The sequence below is a fragment of the Nocardia sp. 852002-51101_SCH5132738 genome, from assembly GCF_001665695.1.
GTDB lineage: Bacteria > Actinomycetota > Actinomycetes > Mycobacteriales > Mycobacteriaceae > Nocardia > Nocardia nova.
This window is the reverse complement of the sequence record NZ_LZML01000160.1, coordinates 21,604-36,458: the sequence shown is the minus strand read 5'-3', so window position 1 is coordinate 36,458 and position 14,855 is coordinate 21,604. Positions and strand designations below refer to the sequence as shown.

Below are 14,855 nucleotides of genomic sequence, written 5' to 3'. Positions count from 1 at the left end.
CTCGAATATCGTTGCCCTCGAACGCTTCCGGGTGCTCGAGGGCACGATCGTCAGCCCACGCACCGGTCCGCCGAAGACCCGCGCCGATCGTCTCATCGCTGTGCGGTCACATCCCGGGTTCCGACGCGTGCCCGGCGCCAGTCCTGGTTGACCCGGACCCGGATGTCCTCGAGCGCGACCTCGTCACCGCCGGCGCTGCGCAACTCCACCCGCACCGGTTCACCGGTGGTGTCTTCGATCCGCTCCAGCGGCGGCACTCCGCCCTGCAGATATTTGTCCCCCCACTGCCACAGCGCGAAGATCGCCGGCAGCAGATCCCGGCCCATCTCGGTGAGCACGTACTCGTTGCGGGTGCGCTTACCCTCTTCCCGATACGGCTGTTTGCGCAGCAGTCCCGCGTCGGTCAGTTTGCGCAGCGCGGCGGCCGCGGCGGCATCGGTGATACCCACCCGCGCCGCGAAACCGTCGAAGCGGGTGGTGCCGTAGATGGATTCGCGCAGAATCAGCATCGTCGAGCGGGCGCCGACGATATCCAGCGCCTTCACGATGGAACAGCCGTCCGGCTTCCACGAATTCAGATCACGCAGGGGTCCTTCCAACTTCACGGGCATGACGACGATCATACCAACTCTGACTTGCCACAACTAATGCCAGCTCCTAACCTGGCTTTAGAGCGACTGAGTCAGATGTCGCAACGGCGCGATACCGGAGGAATCGCCATGAGAGACGCAGTGATCGTCGAGGCCGTACGCACCCCGATCGGCAAGGGCAAAGCCACCGGAGCGCTGCACGAACTGCATCCGGTCGACCTGTTCGCCCACAGCCTGCGCGAGGTCGTGCGACGCAGCGGGATCGATCCGGTGCTGATCGACGACGTCATCGGCGGTGTGGTCACCCAGGTCGGCGAGCAGTCGGTCAACATCACCCGCCGGGCCGCGCTCGCGGCCGGATATCCGGAATCCGTTCCGGCCACCACGGTCGACCGGCAGTGCGGTAGCAGCCAGCAGGCCATCCACTTCGCCGCGCAGGGCGTGCTGGCCGGGGCCTACGACATCGTCGTCGCCGGCGGTCTGGAGTCGATGAGCCGGGTGCCGATGGGGTCGAGCGTGGCGGGCGCCACCGATATCAACGGCGTGGCCTTCACCGAGCGGTATCCGGACGAGCTGGTACCGCAGGGGATCAGCGCGGAACTGATCGCGGCGCGCTGGGGCATCTCGCGCATCGCCATGGACGAATTCTCGCTCGCCAGTCACGAAAAGGCCGCCACCGCAACGAAGAACGGATCCTTCGAGGCACAACTGGCGCCGTTGGCCGGGTTGAGCACCGACGAGGGCATTCGCGTCGGCAGCACCCTGGAAACCCTGGCCGGGCTGCGGCCGGCCTACTACAGCGAGGCCTATGCCGCCCGATTCCCCGAGATCGGCTGGAACGTGACCGCCGCCAATGCGAGTCAGATCAACGACGGCAGCGCGGCAGTGCTGATCATGACCAGTGAGAAGGCGGCGCAACTGGGCCTGCGGCCACTGGCCCGGCTGCACAGTTTCGCGGTCGCGGGCGACGATCCGCTGCTGATGCTCACCGCGGTGATCCCGGCGACTCGGAAGGTGTTGCAGCGCTCGGGCCTGTCGTTGGCCGATATCGACCTGTTCGAGGTCAACGAGGCCTTCGCCTCGGTGGTACTGGCCTGGGCCGCCGATACCGGCGCGGATCTGTCCCGGGTGAACGTCAACGGCGGCGCGATCGCGCTGGGGCATCCGCTCGGCGCCTCCGGTGCGCGGCTGGCGACCACGCTGGTCCACGCACTGCACGAACGCGGGGCCCGCTTCGGACTGCAAACCATGTGTGAGGCAGGCGGTTTGGCGAACGCGACCATCTACGAGCGGCTCTGAGCCTCAGACCGACACCACGACCAGCGCCGCCGCGAAACCGAGCAGCCACGCCTCGGCCAGCAGCGGCAGGGTGAGCAGCGCGTAAGGCCAGGCCGGGCGGCGTTCCCGCAACGCCCGCAGGGTCCACCGCCCGGCCAGCAGCAGCGCACCGACCAGGGACAGGAACGCCACGGCGTAGGCCAGCGGCAGATGACTGTCCCCCGGCCGAGTGCGCTGCCGCGCCATATCCCGGTACGGCAGGCCGTACCGCCAGATCACCCACGCCACACCGCAACCGGCCAGATAGACCGCGGCACTCAGCACGGCATCGCCGCGCCGCAGCGGCGGGCGAGCCGGCCGGAACTCCATGGCTACTTATGGAAATCCCTTCGACCGGTGCTCGCAAGCACCACTGGTCGACCGCCGGTCCGTCGCCGTTTCGCAGGGTTAGGCTGGCCCGGGTGAGCGATCTGGATCCGGCGTCGGCCCTGGTTTACGCGATTCCGCTGCGTACTCGCTTCCGCGGCATCACCGTCCGTGAGGGGATGCTGCTCGAAGGACCGCGCGGCTGGGGTGAGTTCTGCCCGTTCGTCGAATACGACGACCGCGAGGCCGCGAACTGGCTCGCCACCACGGTCGAGCAGATCGAGGAGGGCTGGCCGGAACCGGTCCGGGATCGCATTCCGGTCAATTGCACCGTTCCCGCGGTCGGACCCGAGCGCGCGTATGCCATCGTCGCCGAATCCGGTTGCCGCACCGCGAAAGTCAAGATCGCCGATCATCCCGACTCGCTCGCCGAGGATATCGAGCGGGTCGCGGCCGTCCGCGATGCGCTGGGTGGCGACGGTGCCGTCCGGGTCGATGCCAACGCGGTCTGGGATGTCGATACCGCGGTCACCAACTTGCGTCAGATCGACCGTGCCGCACAGGGTTTGGAATACGCCGAGCAACCGTGCCGGACGATCGAGGAGCTGGCGGCGGTCCGGCGGCGGGTCGACATTCCCATCGCCGCGGACGAATCCATCCGGCGTGCCGAGGATCCGCTGCGGGTCGCGGTGGCGGGAGCGGCCGATATCGCCGTACTGAAATGCACACCGCTCGGCGGAGTGCGGCGGGCACTGCGGGTGGCGCAGGCGGCGGGACTGCCGTGCGTGATCTCCTCGGCACTGGAGACGAGCGTCGGACTGTCGGCCCAGCTCGCGCTGGCCGGTGCCCTGCCGGAACTCGACCACGCCTGCGGGCTGGGCACCGTCAACCTGTTCGCCGGCGACGTGGTCGCGGAGTCACTGCGCCCCGTCGACGGATATCTGAGCGTTCCGCGCACCCCGCCGAACCCGGATCCCGCACTGCTGGAACGCTTCCGCCATCCCGATCCGGAGCGCACGGCGTGGTGGCGAAGCCGGCTGGAGCGGGTGCTGCGGCTCCTTGATTGATCGCGGCCTCGCACGCCTCGGCGGGTGCGGGACGAGGGTTTTCCCACCCGCCCGTCTGTGATTAGCTGATCGTGTGCCATCGGCAGTTCTCACGTGCTCGAACACACGATAGGAGTTCCGCAATGCCCACTCGTGATTCTGCGTGGCCGCAGGGTACGCCCTGCTGGATCGACTGTTCGGTCGACGATCCGCAGGCTGCCCGCGACTTCTACTCCGGTTTGCTGGGGTGGGAGATCATGGACAGCCCGCCCGAGGCCGGGGGATATCTGATGGCGATGCTGAACGGTAAACCGGCCGCCGGAATCGGGCCCAAGATGGGCGAGGCGCCGATGCCCTCGGTGTGGACCACCTACCTCGCCGCCGACGATGTCGACGCGGTCGCCGAGGCCATCGGCGCGGCCGGGGGCACCGTGTTCGTCCCGCCCTTCGACGTCATGGACGTGGGCCGCATGTGCGTGGCCGCCGATCCGACCGGCGGCATCTTCGGCGTCTGGCAGGCCAAGGCCCACACCGGTGCCGGTATCTACAACGAACCCGGCTCCTACTGCTGGAACGAACTGCACACCGGCGACTACGCCACCGCACAGGAGTTCTACCGCCGCGTCTTCGGCTGGACCTTCGACGAAATCGGCGACGGTGAGAACTTCGTCTATTCCACCTTCTCCCCGCCCGGTGCGGACGTCGCCGGCGGCGTCATGGACGCCGGCAGCGCACCCGGCGACAACCCGCCCTACTGGCTCACCTGGTTCCAGGTCGCCGGGACGGACGAAAAGCTCTCCCGCGCAACCGAACTCGGTGCCACGGCACTGATGGGACCGGACGACACCCCGTTCGGCCGCTCCGCCGTCGTCCAGGCTCCCCAGGGCGAGATCTTCGGCCTCATCGACCCGACGGTGCGGGCGGAGGCGCCCGGGCAGTAGCGCTCGTGTCCCGGGCCGTGCGGTACGGCCCGGGGCATCGGTTCAGCCCACTCGGGCGCCACAGTCGTGCAGAGTGGCGCGCAGAAGAAGGGCGGCTTCCGGGCCGATGATCCCGTCGACCAGCTCGAGGTAGCGCGTACAGAATTCCGGGCCGTGCGGGGCGAGGTCGGCGCCGGGCGGCTCCAAGTGGTGGGCGATTTCGTGGAGTATGACCAATTCGCGCAGCGCCCACGCGGTTCCGCCGGTGTGCAGGGGTACGGCCAGGACGGCGCGGCCGGTTTCGTAGTGCGCCGCGCCGGTGCCCGCGCGGGCACGCACCGCGAGCGGCGTATCGGCCCGAAGCCATTGCGCGCGTACCCAATTCAATGCCAGGACTCGGTCCACATAGCTCTGGACCGACTCGACCGAGGCGAACTTCCGCTCGATCGGCAGCGTGAGCTGCGAGCCGTGCAAGTCGACCGTGCGAGCCCCGAATTCCTCGGCTCGTTCGAACATCCGCCGCACCAGACCCTCGGCATCGTAGACGCGGCTGCGCTGCGAATCCCGGGGCGTCACAACTGCGGCTCGCGGTGCGCCGGGCACATCAGGACGGCGCCGCACTGCGCCGCTCTCGTGCGGCTCATGCTCCGGGCGCTTCGAGACGCCCTCGCCCGGTGGGCAATTCGGGGGACAGACCCAGCCGTGCGCTTCGGCCGGCACGATCCCCGGCACGTCGCGCGGCCGGCGAGTACCCCGTGGATTCCTGCGGGCCGCGCCAGGTGCCGCGGGCGTCGGAGGTGCGGGAGTAGAAATCGGTGAGCTCGAGGTCCTTGTTGCGTAGGGCCAGCGCGGTGCCCGCGGCCGATTCCGCGGAGCCGGGATCGTCGCGCACCGCCTCGGCCTCCACATCCGCCTTCACCTGCGCCAGCCGGCGGCCGATCCGATCGGCGAACGCCATCTGGAAATTCAGCCGAGCCGTCACCGCTGCGACAGGGGCCTGTATGCGACGCTGCACCCTGCGACCCCAGCGCGTCTCCACCACGACCTTCTCCACGGTCGCCGATTTGTAGGCGCCGGATTTGATGTAGTGGTCCGACGCCCGCACCATCTGCACCAGCAGGCTCGTGTACAGCGCCTCGCAGGTCGCGATATCGGTGTCGAAGCCGTAGGCGTACACCTGCGTGGACGTGCGGGTCACATCGCAGCGCACATCGTTGGCCGCGGCGATCGCCACGAACAACTGCACGTAGGTGCGCAGCCCTTTCTTCCCCGCCTCGCCGATCGGGACGACCTTCTGCATCGGTGTCGGGCGGCGTTCGCGGCCGGCGATATGGGCACGGGCCACCGCCAGGTCGATCGACGAACGGGTCGCCAGGCGCTGGGCAGCCGCCATGAACGCCTCGGCCTCGTGCTCGTTGTCGGTCGACTCGGCCTGACGCAACAGCCCACCGATCCGGGTGAGCAACTTGTCCTGGGGCATCTGGGTCGACATCGAGCGCCAGGATACGAGAACGCACCGACATCCCCACACGATCGGGCGGGGGCGGAAGGCGGTAGCTCGCGGAACCACGAAGGGCGGGGGCGGACGCCGTATCCCACGCAGCAGCCGAACAATGTATCTTGCCTTGTGCAACCGGCGCAGTGTGCGGGCGCTCACGCTTGGCACCTGTGTTCGTTACGACCCTGGAGTATCGATGGCTTTGAACAAGGCGTCCTCGAACAAGGCGCGTAAGGCTCGCGCGCGCGCCGCGTCACGACGCTCGTCCCTCGTGTCCCGCGCCGCACTGGCCACCGCGTCGGTGGCACTGCTCACCGCCGGGTTGACGAGCGCCTGTTCGAGCGGCGACGGCAGCAACCCGACCGGCCAGAACCTGGGCGGGCGCGGTCCGATCACCTACGTCGAGGGTAAGGACACCACCGAGACGGGTGCGGTCAAGCAGCTCATCGACCGGTGGAACGCCGCCCATCCGAACGAGCAGGTGACGTTCAAAGAGCAGTCCAACGACGCCTCCCAGCAGTACGACGACCTGGCCCAGCACATGCGGGCCAAACAGTCCGACTACGACGTGATGGCGCTGGACGTGCCGTGGACCGCCGAGTTCGCGGCCAAGGGCTGGATTCAGCCGCTGAAGGACTCCTTCGCCCTCGACACCTCCACGCTGCTCTCGCCGACCGTCGCCAGCGCGACCTACCAGGGCACCCTCTACGCCGCGCCGCGCAACACCAACGGCGGCCTGCTGTACTACCGCAAGGATCTGGTTCCGAATCCGCCGAAGACCTGGCCGGAACTGCTGGCCGACTGCAATATCGCGCGCGATCACGGAATCGGCTGCTACGCAGGGCAGTTCGCACCCTACGAAGGTCTGACCGTGAACGCGGCCGAGGTGATCAACGCCTACGGCGGCTCGTTCGTCGGCCCGGACGGCAAGACCGCGACCGTGAACTCCCCGCAGTCGCGCGCCGGCCTGCAGGTGCTCACCGACGCCTACAAGAACGGCGACATCCCCAAGGAGGCCATCTCCTTCAAGGAGCCGGAGAGCCAGAACGCCTTCGCCTCGGGCAAGCTGCTGTTCCTGCGCACCTGGCCCAACTTCTACGGTGTGGCCCAGGCCGACTCCTCCGCGGTGAAGGGCAATTTCGGCGTCTCCCCACTGCCCGGTAAGGACGGCATCGGCGCCTCCACGCTCGGTGGTTACAACGCCGCCATCAGCGCCTACTCCAAGAACAAGGCCACCGCGCTGGACTTCCTGCGCTTCCTGATCAGCGAGGATGCCCAGCGCATCGTCGCCGAGGGCGCGTTCCCGTCGGTGCGGTCGTCGATGTACGACGATCCGGCGCTGATCGCGAAGTTCCCGTATCTGCCCGCGCTGAAGGATTCGATCGCCAGCGCCGTGCCGCGCCCGGTGACCCCCTTCTACCCGGCGGTGTCGAAGGCCATCCAGGACAACGCATATGCTGCGTTGACCGGTAAGAAATCAGTCGATGACGCGATCATCGGCATGCAGAAGGGCATCGAAGCCGCCGGCTCCTGACCCTGTCCGCAGTCTGCCCCGTAGGAGAGTTGAACGTGTCGAGTCCTTCGGGTGCCACCGATCTCGCGCCACCCGACGATTTGCCGGTGAGCCCGAAACCGAAGCGCGACAGTAACTCCCGGGGCTTACGGCTCCCGCAGGGGTCGGGCCGCGCGTGGTTGTTCGTCGCACCGGTGCTGGTGGCGCTCGCGGTCGTCATCGGCTATCCGGTGGTGCGCGCGGTGTGGATGTCGTTCCAGAAGGACGCCGGGCTCGACCCCGCCACCGGCATGTTCGTCGAGGGCGGCAGCGCCGGGTTCAGCAACTACACGCACTGGCTGCTGCAGCAGTGCACCCTGCCCGGCGGCGGAACCGAGCCGTGCCCCACCGGCAACCTGGGTTCGCAGTTCTGGGCGGCCATCGGGATCACCCTGCTGTTCACGGTGATCACCGTGACGCTCGAGGCGACCATCGGCCTCGGCATGGCGACCGTGATGGGCAAGACCTTCCGCGGGCGGGCGCTGCTGCGTGCCGCGGTGCTGATCCCCTGGGCCATCCCTACCGCGGTGACAGCCCGGTTGTGGGAGTTCATGTTCCAGTACAACGGCGTGGTCAACCGGGTGCTGCACACGCACATCCTGTGGCAGACCGATCCGTGGTGGTCGCGATTCGCGGTGATCATCGCCGACGTCTGGAAGACCACCCCGTTCATGGCGTTGCTGATTCTCGCCGGACTGCAGGTGATCCCGAACGACGTGTACGAGGCGGCCAAGGTCGACGGCGCCTCGGCATGGCAGCGCTTCACCCACATCACGCTGCCGCTGCTGAAGCCCGCACTGCTGGTCGCGGTGCTGTTCCGGACCATGGACGCGCTGCGCCTCTACGACCTGCCGGCCATCATGATGCAGGGCAACCCGGCGACCCGGACCATTTCGATCCTCGTGGTCGATCAGGTGCGGCAGGGCTCCAACAGCGCGGCCGCGCTGTCGGTGCTCACCTTCCTGATGATTTTCGCGGTGGCATTCGTGCTGGTGAAGATACTGGGCGCCAATGCGGTGGCGACGCAGGAAGAACAGCGGAAGGCACACTGATGACCACTGCTACCTCTGGGCGCAAACCGTGGCGGTCCGCGCGGGTGTACGTCGGTGCGCTGATCGTGCTGATCTGGGGCCTGGCCCCGTTCTACTGGATGGCGGTGACCGCCTTCCGCGATCCGGACTACACCTTCGACAACACCCCGTGGCCCACCCACCTGACCTTCGAGAACTTCCGCAACGCGTTCGACACCAGCCGCGGCAACGACTTCGGCCGGGCGCTGACCAACAGCGTCGTCATCGGCGCGGCCACCACCGTGATCGCACTGCTGATCGGCATGATGGCCGCCTACGCCTTGGCGCGCATGGCCTTTCGCGGTAAGACCCTAGTCGCCGGCTTGATCCTGAGCGCCTCGATGTTCCCGGTGGTCGTCCTGGTGACGCCGCTGTTCCAGCTGTTCACCAACATCGGCTGGATCGGGCACTACCAGGCGATGATCATCCCGAACATCTCGTTCGTGCTGCCGATGACGGTCTACGTCCTGGCCTCGTTCTTCGCCGAGCTGCCCTGGGAGCTCGAGGAAGCGGCCCGGATCGACGGCGCGAGCCGGTTCCAGGCGTTCCGGCTGGTGATGCTGCCGCTGGCCGCGCCCGCGGTGTTCACCACGGCGATCCTGGCGTTCATCGCCGCGGTGAACGAGTACCTGCTGGCCAGTCTGCTCTCGGTCGACCGGACCGAACCCGTGACGGTCGCGATCGCGCGGTTCTCCGGTAACGATCCGCTGGTGCAGCCGTATGCGGCGATCATGGCGGCGGGCATCATCGTCACCGTGCCGCTGGTGATCATGGTGTTGCTGTTCCAGCGCCGCATCATCTCCGGCCTCACCGCGGGCGGCGTCAAGAGCTAGGGCAGGCGGCGACCGATTTCGTCCCGAGCTGCCTTTCGATATCGGCGGGTGAGCCGGCGTAGTGGAGGGTTCGCAGGCCGAGTCGTGCCGCCGCTTCGCAGTTGTCGGGCCGGTCGTCGATGAACATCACACGACCCGGATCTCCGACTCCGGTGGCGGCCAGGGCATTTCGGTAGGTGTCGAGGTGCGGTTTGTTCATGCCGAGCCGGGCCGAGTAGAGGGCGTCGGTCATCAGGCCGCGCCAGTCGGAGGCGTCGAGCGCGTCGCCGACCGGGTGGGGCGCGTTGGACAGCAAGACCATCGGCAGATCCGCCTGGCGGGCCCGGTGCAGGAGGCCGACGACGCGGTGGTCGGTCCTTGTCCACAACGCGGTGTCGACGGCACGTAAGCGGGTGAGCAATGCCGGTGCGGGCCGGCGGCCGAGCACCGCGGTCCAGAAGTCCGTGTCGTCGAACTCGCCGGAATCGTAGGGTTCGCGAGCGCTCCAGAAGGCGGTCTGGAAATGAGTGAGGTCTTCGGTGCGCCATCCGGCGAGTTCGGCGAGACCGCTCCACATGGGAGTGGTCGGCTGCAGGCCGATGACGCCGTTGTAGTCGAAGATGACCGCGTCGAGGTCGGTGGACGAGTGAGACAGAGCGCTTACCACTGGTTCTCCAATGCTCGATGAGACAGAGCGGCCACGCCCGCGGCGAGCAGGGCGGGCAGCACGAGGGCGACGGGCAGGGTCGTGACGGTGGCCACGGCCCCGATGAGGGCCGGTCCCGCGAGTAGTCCGAGATATCCGGCGACGGCCACGGCGGCGACGGCGCGCGGACCTCCCGTGCCGCGGCCGTGCTGAACAGGGAAGGAATCGTGACGGCCAGGCCGAGGCCGAAGACGGCCCAGCCGGCCAACGCGAACGGCACATCGTTCACCGACACACCGGTGAGAAGTCCGGCCGACGCCAGAATCGCGCCTGCCCGAACAACTTTCGGCGCTCCGAAGCGGGCGGTGAGCCGATCGCCGACGAGGCGTCCGGCCGCCATCGCGGCGCTGTACGCGGCGTATGCGGCGGCACCGACCGCGGCCGAGGCGTGCAGGCCGGTCAGGTGGACCGCCGACCAGTCGGCCGCCGCGCCCTCGCCGAGCAGACATGCCGCGGCCAGTGCGCCCAGCAGCCAGATCCGAGACCGGGACAGTCGGGGCGCACGCTCACCCACCACCACCCCCGGGTCGGCAAGCGGCGAGCCGACACAGCGCGTGGCGGGCGCCGCGGCGATCGTCGCGAGGACGACCGCGGCCGCGGTGATGCCGAAGACGTAGGTGTGCGAAATATGCGCGGCGACAACGGCCATCACCGCTCCGCCCAGCGCGCCGAGGCTGTAGGCCGCGTGCAGGCCGGACATGATCGGCCGGCCGTAGGCGTTCTGGCAGCGCACCGCGGCGGCATTCGCCGCGACGTCCAGTACCCCGTGCGCGGCGCCGAAGCACAGCGCCGCGGCGGCGAGCGCGATCGGCATCCGGCAGCTGCCGACCAGGGCGAGACTCAGGGCCAGACCGACCCCGCCGACGGTCAACAGCTGGGGCAACCGAGCAGGCCGGGCGAGGCGACCGCCGACCTGGAGGCCGGCGACCATGCCGACCGCGGCGGCGAGCAGGACCCCGGCCAGCCCGGCCGTGCCGAGTCCGGCGGATTCCTGGACCGCGGGGATCCGTGTTCCCCAGACGGCCATCACGACGCCGAGGCCGGCGAAGTAACCCGTCAGCAGGCCACGGCTCCGGACGACGTCGTCGGGTATGTCGAGTACGCGATTCGGAGGCATCGCGATGGTGCGTGTCATGAAGGCTCCATCAGTGCCGCCACCGATTTCGGGGTCGACGACGACCCGCGCGATCGGCGGTGGACGGATATGACGATTCCCGCCTCTTGCCAGGGGCAGAGGCACACGGACGGCGGGGAGAAAGACGTTCGGCGAGTGAGAGGTCGAATGCGATGCGCGACGTTGCACGTGAGCAAAACGGAAGCTACCAGGCAGTTTGTCGAGCTACCATTCGGAACGACCGCTGGTGCCTCACTTCACAAAATGCATGTCGGATGTCTAATTCATCCGTTTCGGTCCCGGCAACCGGGCGGTCGACACGGTGTCGGAAATACGTTGCGTTCTGCCTCTGCTTCATGGCGGCGAGTGCGGTTGCCGACGTGGTTATTCGGCTCACACCGATGCGCCGTCGGCCGGTCGTGACCGGTTTTCGAGCGGGATCACGATTTACTGGGTATTAGCTGTTCTGGTTGACCACCGACCGGCCCCGTAGGCTGGACGGGATCGTTGTTTCTCGCTGGTTCGCCGACGCTCCGGGAGGAGATGATCGTGAGCTCGACCCGCAAACCGCGGCGCGGCCGCCCGGAAACGGCGCCTTATGCCTCGATTGCCGGGTGGAAGCAACTCGACGGTGTGTCCCGGCCGAACAGCGGGCGTCCCCGCCGCCGCGAGAAACCGGCCGGCGCCCGCGAACGCCCGCCGCGCACACGCGGTCAGCGGATTCGGCGTCTGCTGCTGGCCCTGTTCCTGATCTTCGTCGCGATTCCGTCGTTGCTGTTGGTTCTCGCGTACTGGAGCGCCGAGATACCCGATCCGAGTGCGGTGCAGACCAATCAGATCGCCACCGTCACCGCCGCCGACGGAACGACCGTCCTGGCGAAAATCGTTCCCCCCGAAGGCAATCGCACGCCGGTGCCGCTGTCGGAGGTGCCGCAGACCATGCGCGACGCCATGCTTTCGGCCGAGGATCGCGACTTCTACCGCAATCCCGGATTCTCGGCGCCGGCCTTCCTGCGCGCGGCGCGCGACAATCTGCTCGGCCGCGACGACGCGGGCGGTGGATCGACCATCACCCAGCAGTACGTCAAGAACGCCTTCCTCAGCTCGGAGCGCACCCTGTCGCGCAAGATGCGGGAGCTGGTGATCTCGGCGAAGATGGCGCGGCAGTGGAGTAAGGACGACATTCTCGCCGCGTACCTCAACACCATCTACTACGGCCGGGATGCCTACGGGATCGCGGCGGCCGCGCGCGCCTACTTCGACAAACCGGTCTCGCAGCTGACCCTGGCCGAGGGCGCGGTGCTGGCGGCGGTGGTGCGCACGCCGTCGATCCTGGACCCCGAGACGCACCTCGACCAGCTGAAAGCCCGGTGGAACTACGTGCTCGACGGCATGGTCGGGATGGGCGTGCTGACACTCGGCGAACGCGACAAGGTGCAATTCCCGACGATCGCGCCCGCACCCAAACCCGACGACGACGCCGCCCGCGGCCCCGCCGGGCTGATCCGCACCCAAGTGCTGAAGGAGTTGCGCGCGGCGGGGATCAGCGATCAAGAGATCAACACCGGTGCGCTGCAGATCACGACGACCATCGACGCCAAAGCGCAGGAGGCCGCGCTGGACGCGGTGCACCGCACCCTCGACGGCCAGCCGCCGCAGCTGCGCAGTGCGGTGGTGTCGATCGATCCGCGTTCGGGTGCGATCCGGGCCTACTACGGCGGCGAGGACGGAGTCGGCTACGACTTCGCCCAGGCTACCCTGCAGACCGGGTCCTCCTTCAAGACCTTCGCCGTGCTGGCGGCGCTGCAGCAGGGCTTCACGCTGACGTCCCAGCTGGACAGTTCGCCGGTCGTTGTCAACGGGGTGAGGGTGACCAACGTCGAGGGTGAATCCTGCGGAACCTGCAGTCTCGCCGAGGCCTACAAGCGTTCGCTGAACACCAGTTTCATCCGGCTCACCCAAGCCATCGGGCCCCGGGCGGTGGCCGATGCCGCCCACCAAGCCGGTATCCCCCAGCAGATCCCGGGCGTACCGGGCACCTCACTGTCGGAACCCGACGGGCAGCCGGCGCCGACGGTCGTCCTCGGCGTGTACTCGGTGCGGCCCATCGATATGGCGTCGGCCTATGCCACCATCGCGGCGTCGGGCAGCTATCACCAGCCGTACTTCGTGCAGCGAGTGGTGGCCGGTGACGGCCGGGTACTGCTCGATCGCGGGGCGCCCGGGGGCGGGCAGCTGCCGCCGCCGCAGCAGCGCTTCCCGCGCGGGATCACCGATACGGCCACCAAGGCGATGCAGCCCATCCCGGCGTATTCGAACGGCCACACGCTGGCCGGGCGTCCGTCGGCGGCCAAGACCGGGACGACGCAGCTCGGAGACACCGGCGAGAACAAGGACGCCTGGATGATCGGTTTCACCCCGTCGCTGTCCACCGCGGTCTGGGTGGGTACCGATCAGCCGGAGCCGATCCGGACGGCGGGCGGCGGCCTGATCTACGGCTCCGGGCTGCCGTCCGACATCTGGAAGCGCACCATGGACGGCGCGCTCGCCGGCACTCCGGTCGAGCAGTTCGCCAATCCCGATCCGAGCGCGGCGGCCGGGCCGTTCGCGGCGCCCCCGCCACCGAATTCGGCGGGGCCGTTCACGGAGCCGGAGCCCCAGACCGCGGCGCCGCAGCCGACCGGGAACGCGCCGTTCGACGTCCTGCAACCGCCGTCGCAGTCGGAGCAGCAGCCGCCGCCGGTGATCGTCATTCCGCCCGCTCCGCCGCCACCGCCACCACCCCCGCCGCCGCGGCAGGTGGAGATCTTTCCGGGGCTGACCGTCCCGGTTCCGGGATGACGGTCCGATCCGGCACGCTGTGATGAAACGAATTGGAGTAATCCGGCCATCATCCAGCACACGCCGATAGGGTGGAACGGGGTTGAACACGAGACATTAGGGGCGACACGGGTGGATTTCGAAGTGGTGGAGCGCCACGAGACACTGGTGGCGGGCACGGTGCTACGCAGCCCGGCGCTGGCGGTCGAGGGACCGCGCCGGCAGAAGGTGGAAGAGGCGTGGAAGCGAACTCTGGCGCGCCGGTTACCCGGCCCGCCGGCGACCGCATATGTCGACCACGCGCCCGAGATCGGTTCCTATCTGACCCATATCGTCGGCTACCGGTGCGAGAGCCTCGACGATCTGCAGCCCGGTGATGTGCTGGCCCGCGTCCCCGCGGCGAAGTTCGCGCGCTTCCTGCGCACCGGCGACAACCTGGGCGACACCATCGTCTCGATCTGGCGCGCGGTCTGGGATCTGGAAGCGGCCGGCGCGCTGGTGCGGGCCTACACCGGCGATTTCGAGCACTATCCGGAGGCGCGCACGGTCGAGGTGTTCGTCGCCCTGCAGAGCGATCCGCTGACCGACGCGTTGAACAACGGTGTGGCCCAAGCCGATTCCGGCGAGAACAGGTAGGGACTCGTGGACTTCGAAATCGTCACCCTGGAACCGAGCCTCGTCGGGGGACTCACCGTCCCGCTGGCCGGGCGCGAGGTGACCGCACGAGATCTGGATCTGGTGAACTTCACCTGGGACCGCTATCTGTCGCGGGAGAAGAACGTCCCGCGCGTCGCGGCCTACATCGGCCAGGACGACCACGCCGTCGCGGTCCTCGGCTACGAACTCGGCGGACTCGACGAACTCGACACCGGCGACGTGATCACCCGCATTCCCGCAGGCCGCTATGCCAAATTCGTCGTCTCCGACAAGCCCTACGATCTGCTCCGCACCGCCTGGGCCAAGGTCGCCAAGGCCGAAAGCGCCGGCACGATCACCCGCTCCCACACCGCGGAGATCGAACGCTACACCGGCCCCACCTCGGTCGAGGTGTACGTGTCGCTCGACTGACCGCCGAACGAAAAG

15 protein-coding genes are annotated in these 14,855 nt (G+C 68.3%); 9 read left to right on the top strand and 6 right to left on the bottom strand.

Translation table 11 applies throughout. From position 1 onward, the window contains the following. Positions 1-92 precede the first annotated feature (92 nt). Positions 93-611, bottom strand: coding sequence for a helix-turn-helix domain-containing protein (locus A5789_RS25055; protein WP_064904955.1), 519 nt, complete (start codon positions 609-611; stop codon positions 93-95). A 108-nt stretch (positions 612-719) separates the two neighbouring features. Here A5789_RS25055 and A5789_RS25050 point away from each other — a divergent pair, with 108 nt between their 5' ends. Then, entirely contained in the window at positions 720-1,889 is a 1,170-nt protein-coding gene (locus A5789_RS25050) for a thiolase family protein (RefSeq protein WP_064904943.1), read from the top strand. Between the two features lie 3 nt (positions 1,890-1,892). Here A5789_RS25050 and A5789_RS25045 read toward each other — a convergent pair whose 3' ends face one another. Next, on the bottom strand, positions 1,893-2,237 hold the full coding sequence (locus tag A5789_RS25045) for a hypothetical protein (RefSeq protein ID WP_064904944.1): 345 nt from the start codon (positions 2,235-2,237) through the stop codon (positions 1,893-1,895). Positions 2,238-2,329: 92 nt separating this feature from the next. Between A5789_RS25045 and A5789_RS25040 the strand changes: the two genes are divergently transcribed. Beyond that, the gene (locus A5789_RS25040; protein WP_227463092.1) at positions 2,330-3,301 is read left to right on the top strand and encodes an o-succinylbenzoate synthase; all 972 of its coding nucleotides are present in this window, start codon (positions 2,330-2,332) and stop codon (positions 3,299-3,301) included. A 122-nt stretch (positions 3,302-3,423) separates the two neighbouring features. Beyond that, entirely contained in the window at positions 3,424-4,221 is a 798-nt protein-coding gene (locus A5789_RS25035) for a VOC family protein (protein WP_030514176.1), read from the top strand. A gap of 42 nt (positions 4,222-4,263) precedes the next feature. Here A5789_RS25035 and A5789_RS25030 read toward each other — a convergent pair whose 3' ends face one another. Together A5789_RS25030 and A5789_RS25025 are read right to left on the bottom strand one after the other, a co-directional pair. After that, entirely contained in the window at positions 4,264-4,776 is a 513-nt protein-coding gene (locus tag A5789_RS25030) for a TIGR04338 family metallohydrolase (RefSeq protein WP_064904946.1), read from the bottom strand. Between the two features lie 64 nt (positions 4,777-4,840). Next, complete coding sequence (locus tag A5789_RS25025; RefSeq protein WP_063011588.1) at positions 4,841-5,680, bottom strand: DUF2786 domain-containing protein; 840 nt, start codon at positions 5,678-5,680, stop codon at positions 4,841-4,843. Between the two features lie 289 nt (positions 5,681-5,969). Between A5789_RS25025 and A5789_RS25020 the strand changes: the two genes are divergently transcribed. The 3 genes from A5789_RS25020 (at position 5,970) to A5789_RS25010 (ending at position 9,153) form a co-directional block, all read left to right on the top strand. Next, positions 5,970-7,232, top strand: coding sequence for an extracellular solute-binding protein (locus A5789_RS25020; protein WP_030514173.1), 1,263 nt, complete (start codon positions 5,970-5,972; stop codon positions 7,230-7,232). A gap of 86 nt (positions 7,233-7,318) precedes the next feature. After that, entirely contained in the window at positions 7,319-8,302 is a 984-nt protein-coding gene (locus tag A5789_RS25015; RefSeq protein WP_051043442.1) for a carbohydrate ABC transporter permease, read from the top strand. Beyond that, on the top strand, positions 8,302-9,153 hold the full coding sequence (locus A5789_RS25010; protein ID WP_063011542.1) for a carbohydrate ABC transporter permease: 852 nt from the start codon (positions 8,302-8,304) through the stop codon (positions 9,151-9,153). Before A5789_RS25015 ends, A5789_RS25010 begins: the two co-directional genes overlap by 1 nt. Here the strand turns inward: A5789_RS25010 and A5789_RS25005 are convergent. Together A5789_RS25005 and A5789_RS37445 are read right to left on the bottom strand one after the other, a co-directional pair. Beyond that, entirely contained in the window at positions 9,143-9,799 is a 657-nt protein-coding gene (locus tag A5789_RS25005) for an HAD-IA family hydrolase (RefSeq protein ID WP_227463093.1), read from the bottom strand. The genes A5789_RS25010 and A5789_RS25005 overlap by 11 nt on opposite strands. Further along, positions 9,793-9,948: a hypothetical protein gene (locus A5789_RS37445; protein WP_197516717.1), complete on the bottom strand. Its 156-nt coding sequence runs from the start codon at positions 9,946-9,948 to the stop codon at positions 9,793-9,795. Before A5789_RS37445 ends, A5789_RS25005 begins: the two co-directional genes overlap by 7 nt. A gap of 1,547 nt (positions 9,949-11,495) precedes the next feature. Between A5789_RS37445 and A5789_RS24995 the strand changes: the two genes are divergently transcribed. The 3 genes from A5789_RS24995 to A5789_RS24985 all read left to right on the top strand — a co-directional run bounded on the left by A5789_RS24995 (position 11,496) and on the right by A5789_RS24985 (position 14,840). Next, positions 11,496-13,793: a transglycosylase domain-containing protein gene (locus A5789_RS24995; protein WP_064923392.1), complete on the top strand. Its 2,298-nt coding sequence runs from the start codon at positions 11,496-11,498 to the stop codon at positions 13,791-13,793. Positions 13,794-13,904: 111 nt separating this feature from the next. Next, positions 13,905-14,408, top strand: a complete 504-nt coding sequence (locus tag A5789_RS24990) for a GyrI-like domain-containing protein (RefSeq protein ID WP_063011594.1) — start codon at positions 13,905-13,907, stop codon at positions 14,406-14,408. A gap of 6 nt (positions 14,409-14,414) precedes the next feature. Further along, on the top strand, positions 14,415-14,840 hold the full coding sequence (locus A5789_RS24985; protein ID WP_030514164.1) for a GyrI-like domain-containing protein: 426 nt from the start codon (positions 14,415-14,417) through the stop codon (positions 14,838-14,840). The last annotated feature ends 15 nt before the right edge of the window (positions 14,841-14,855 follow it).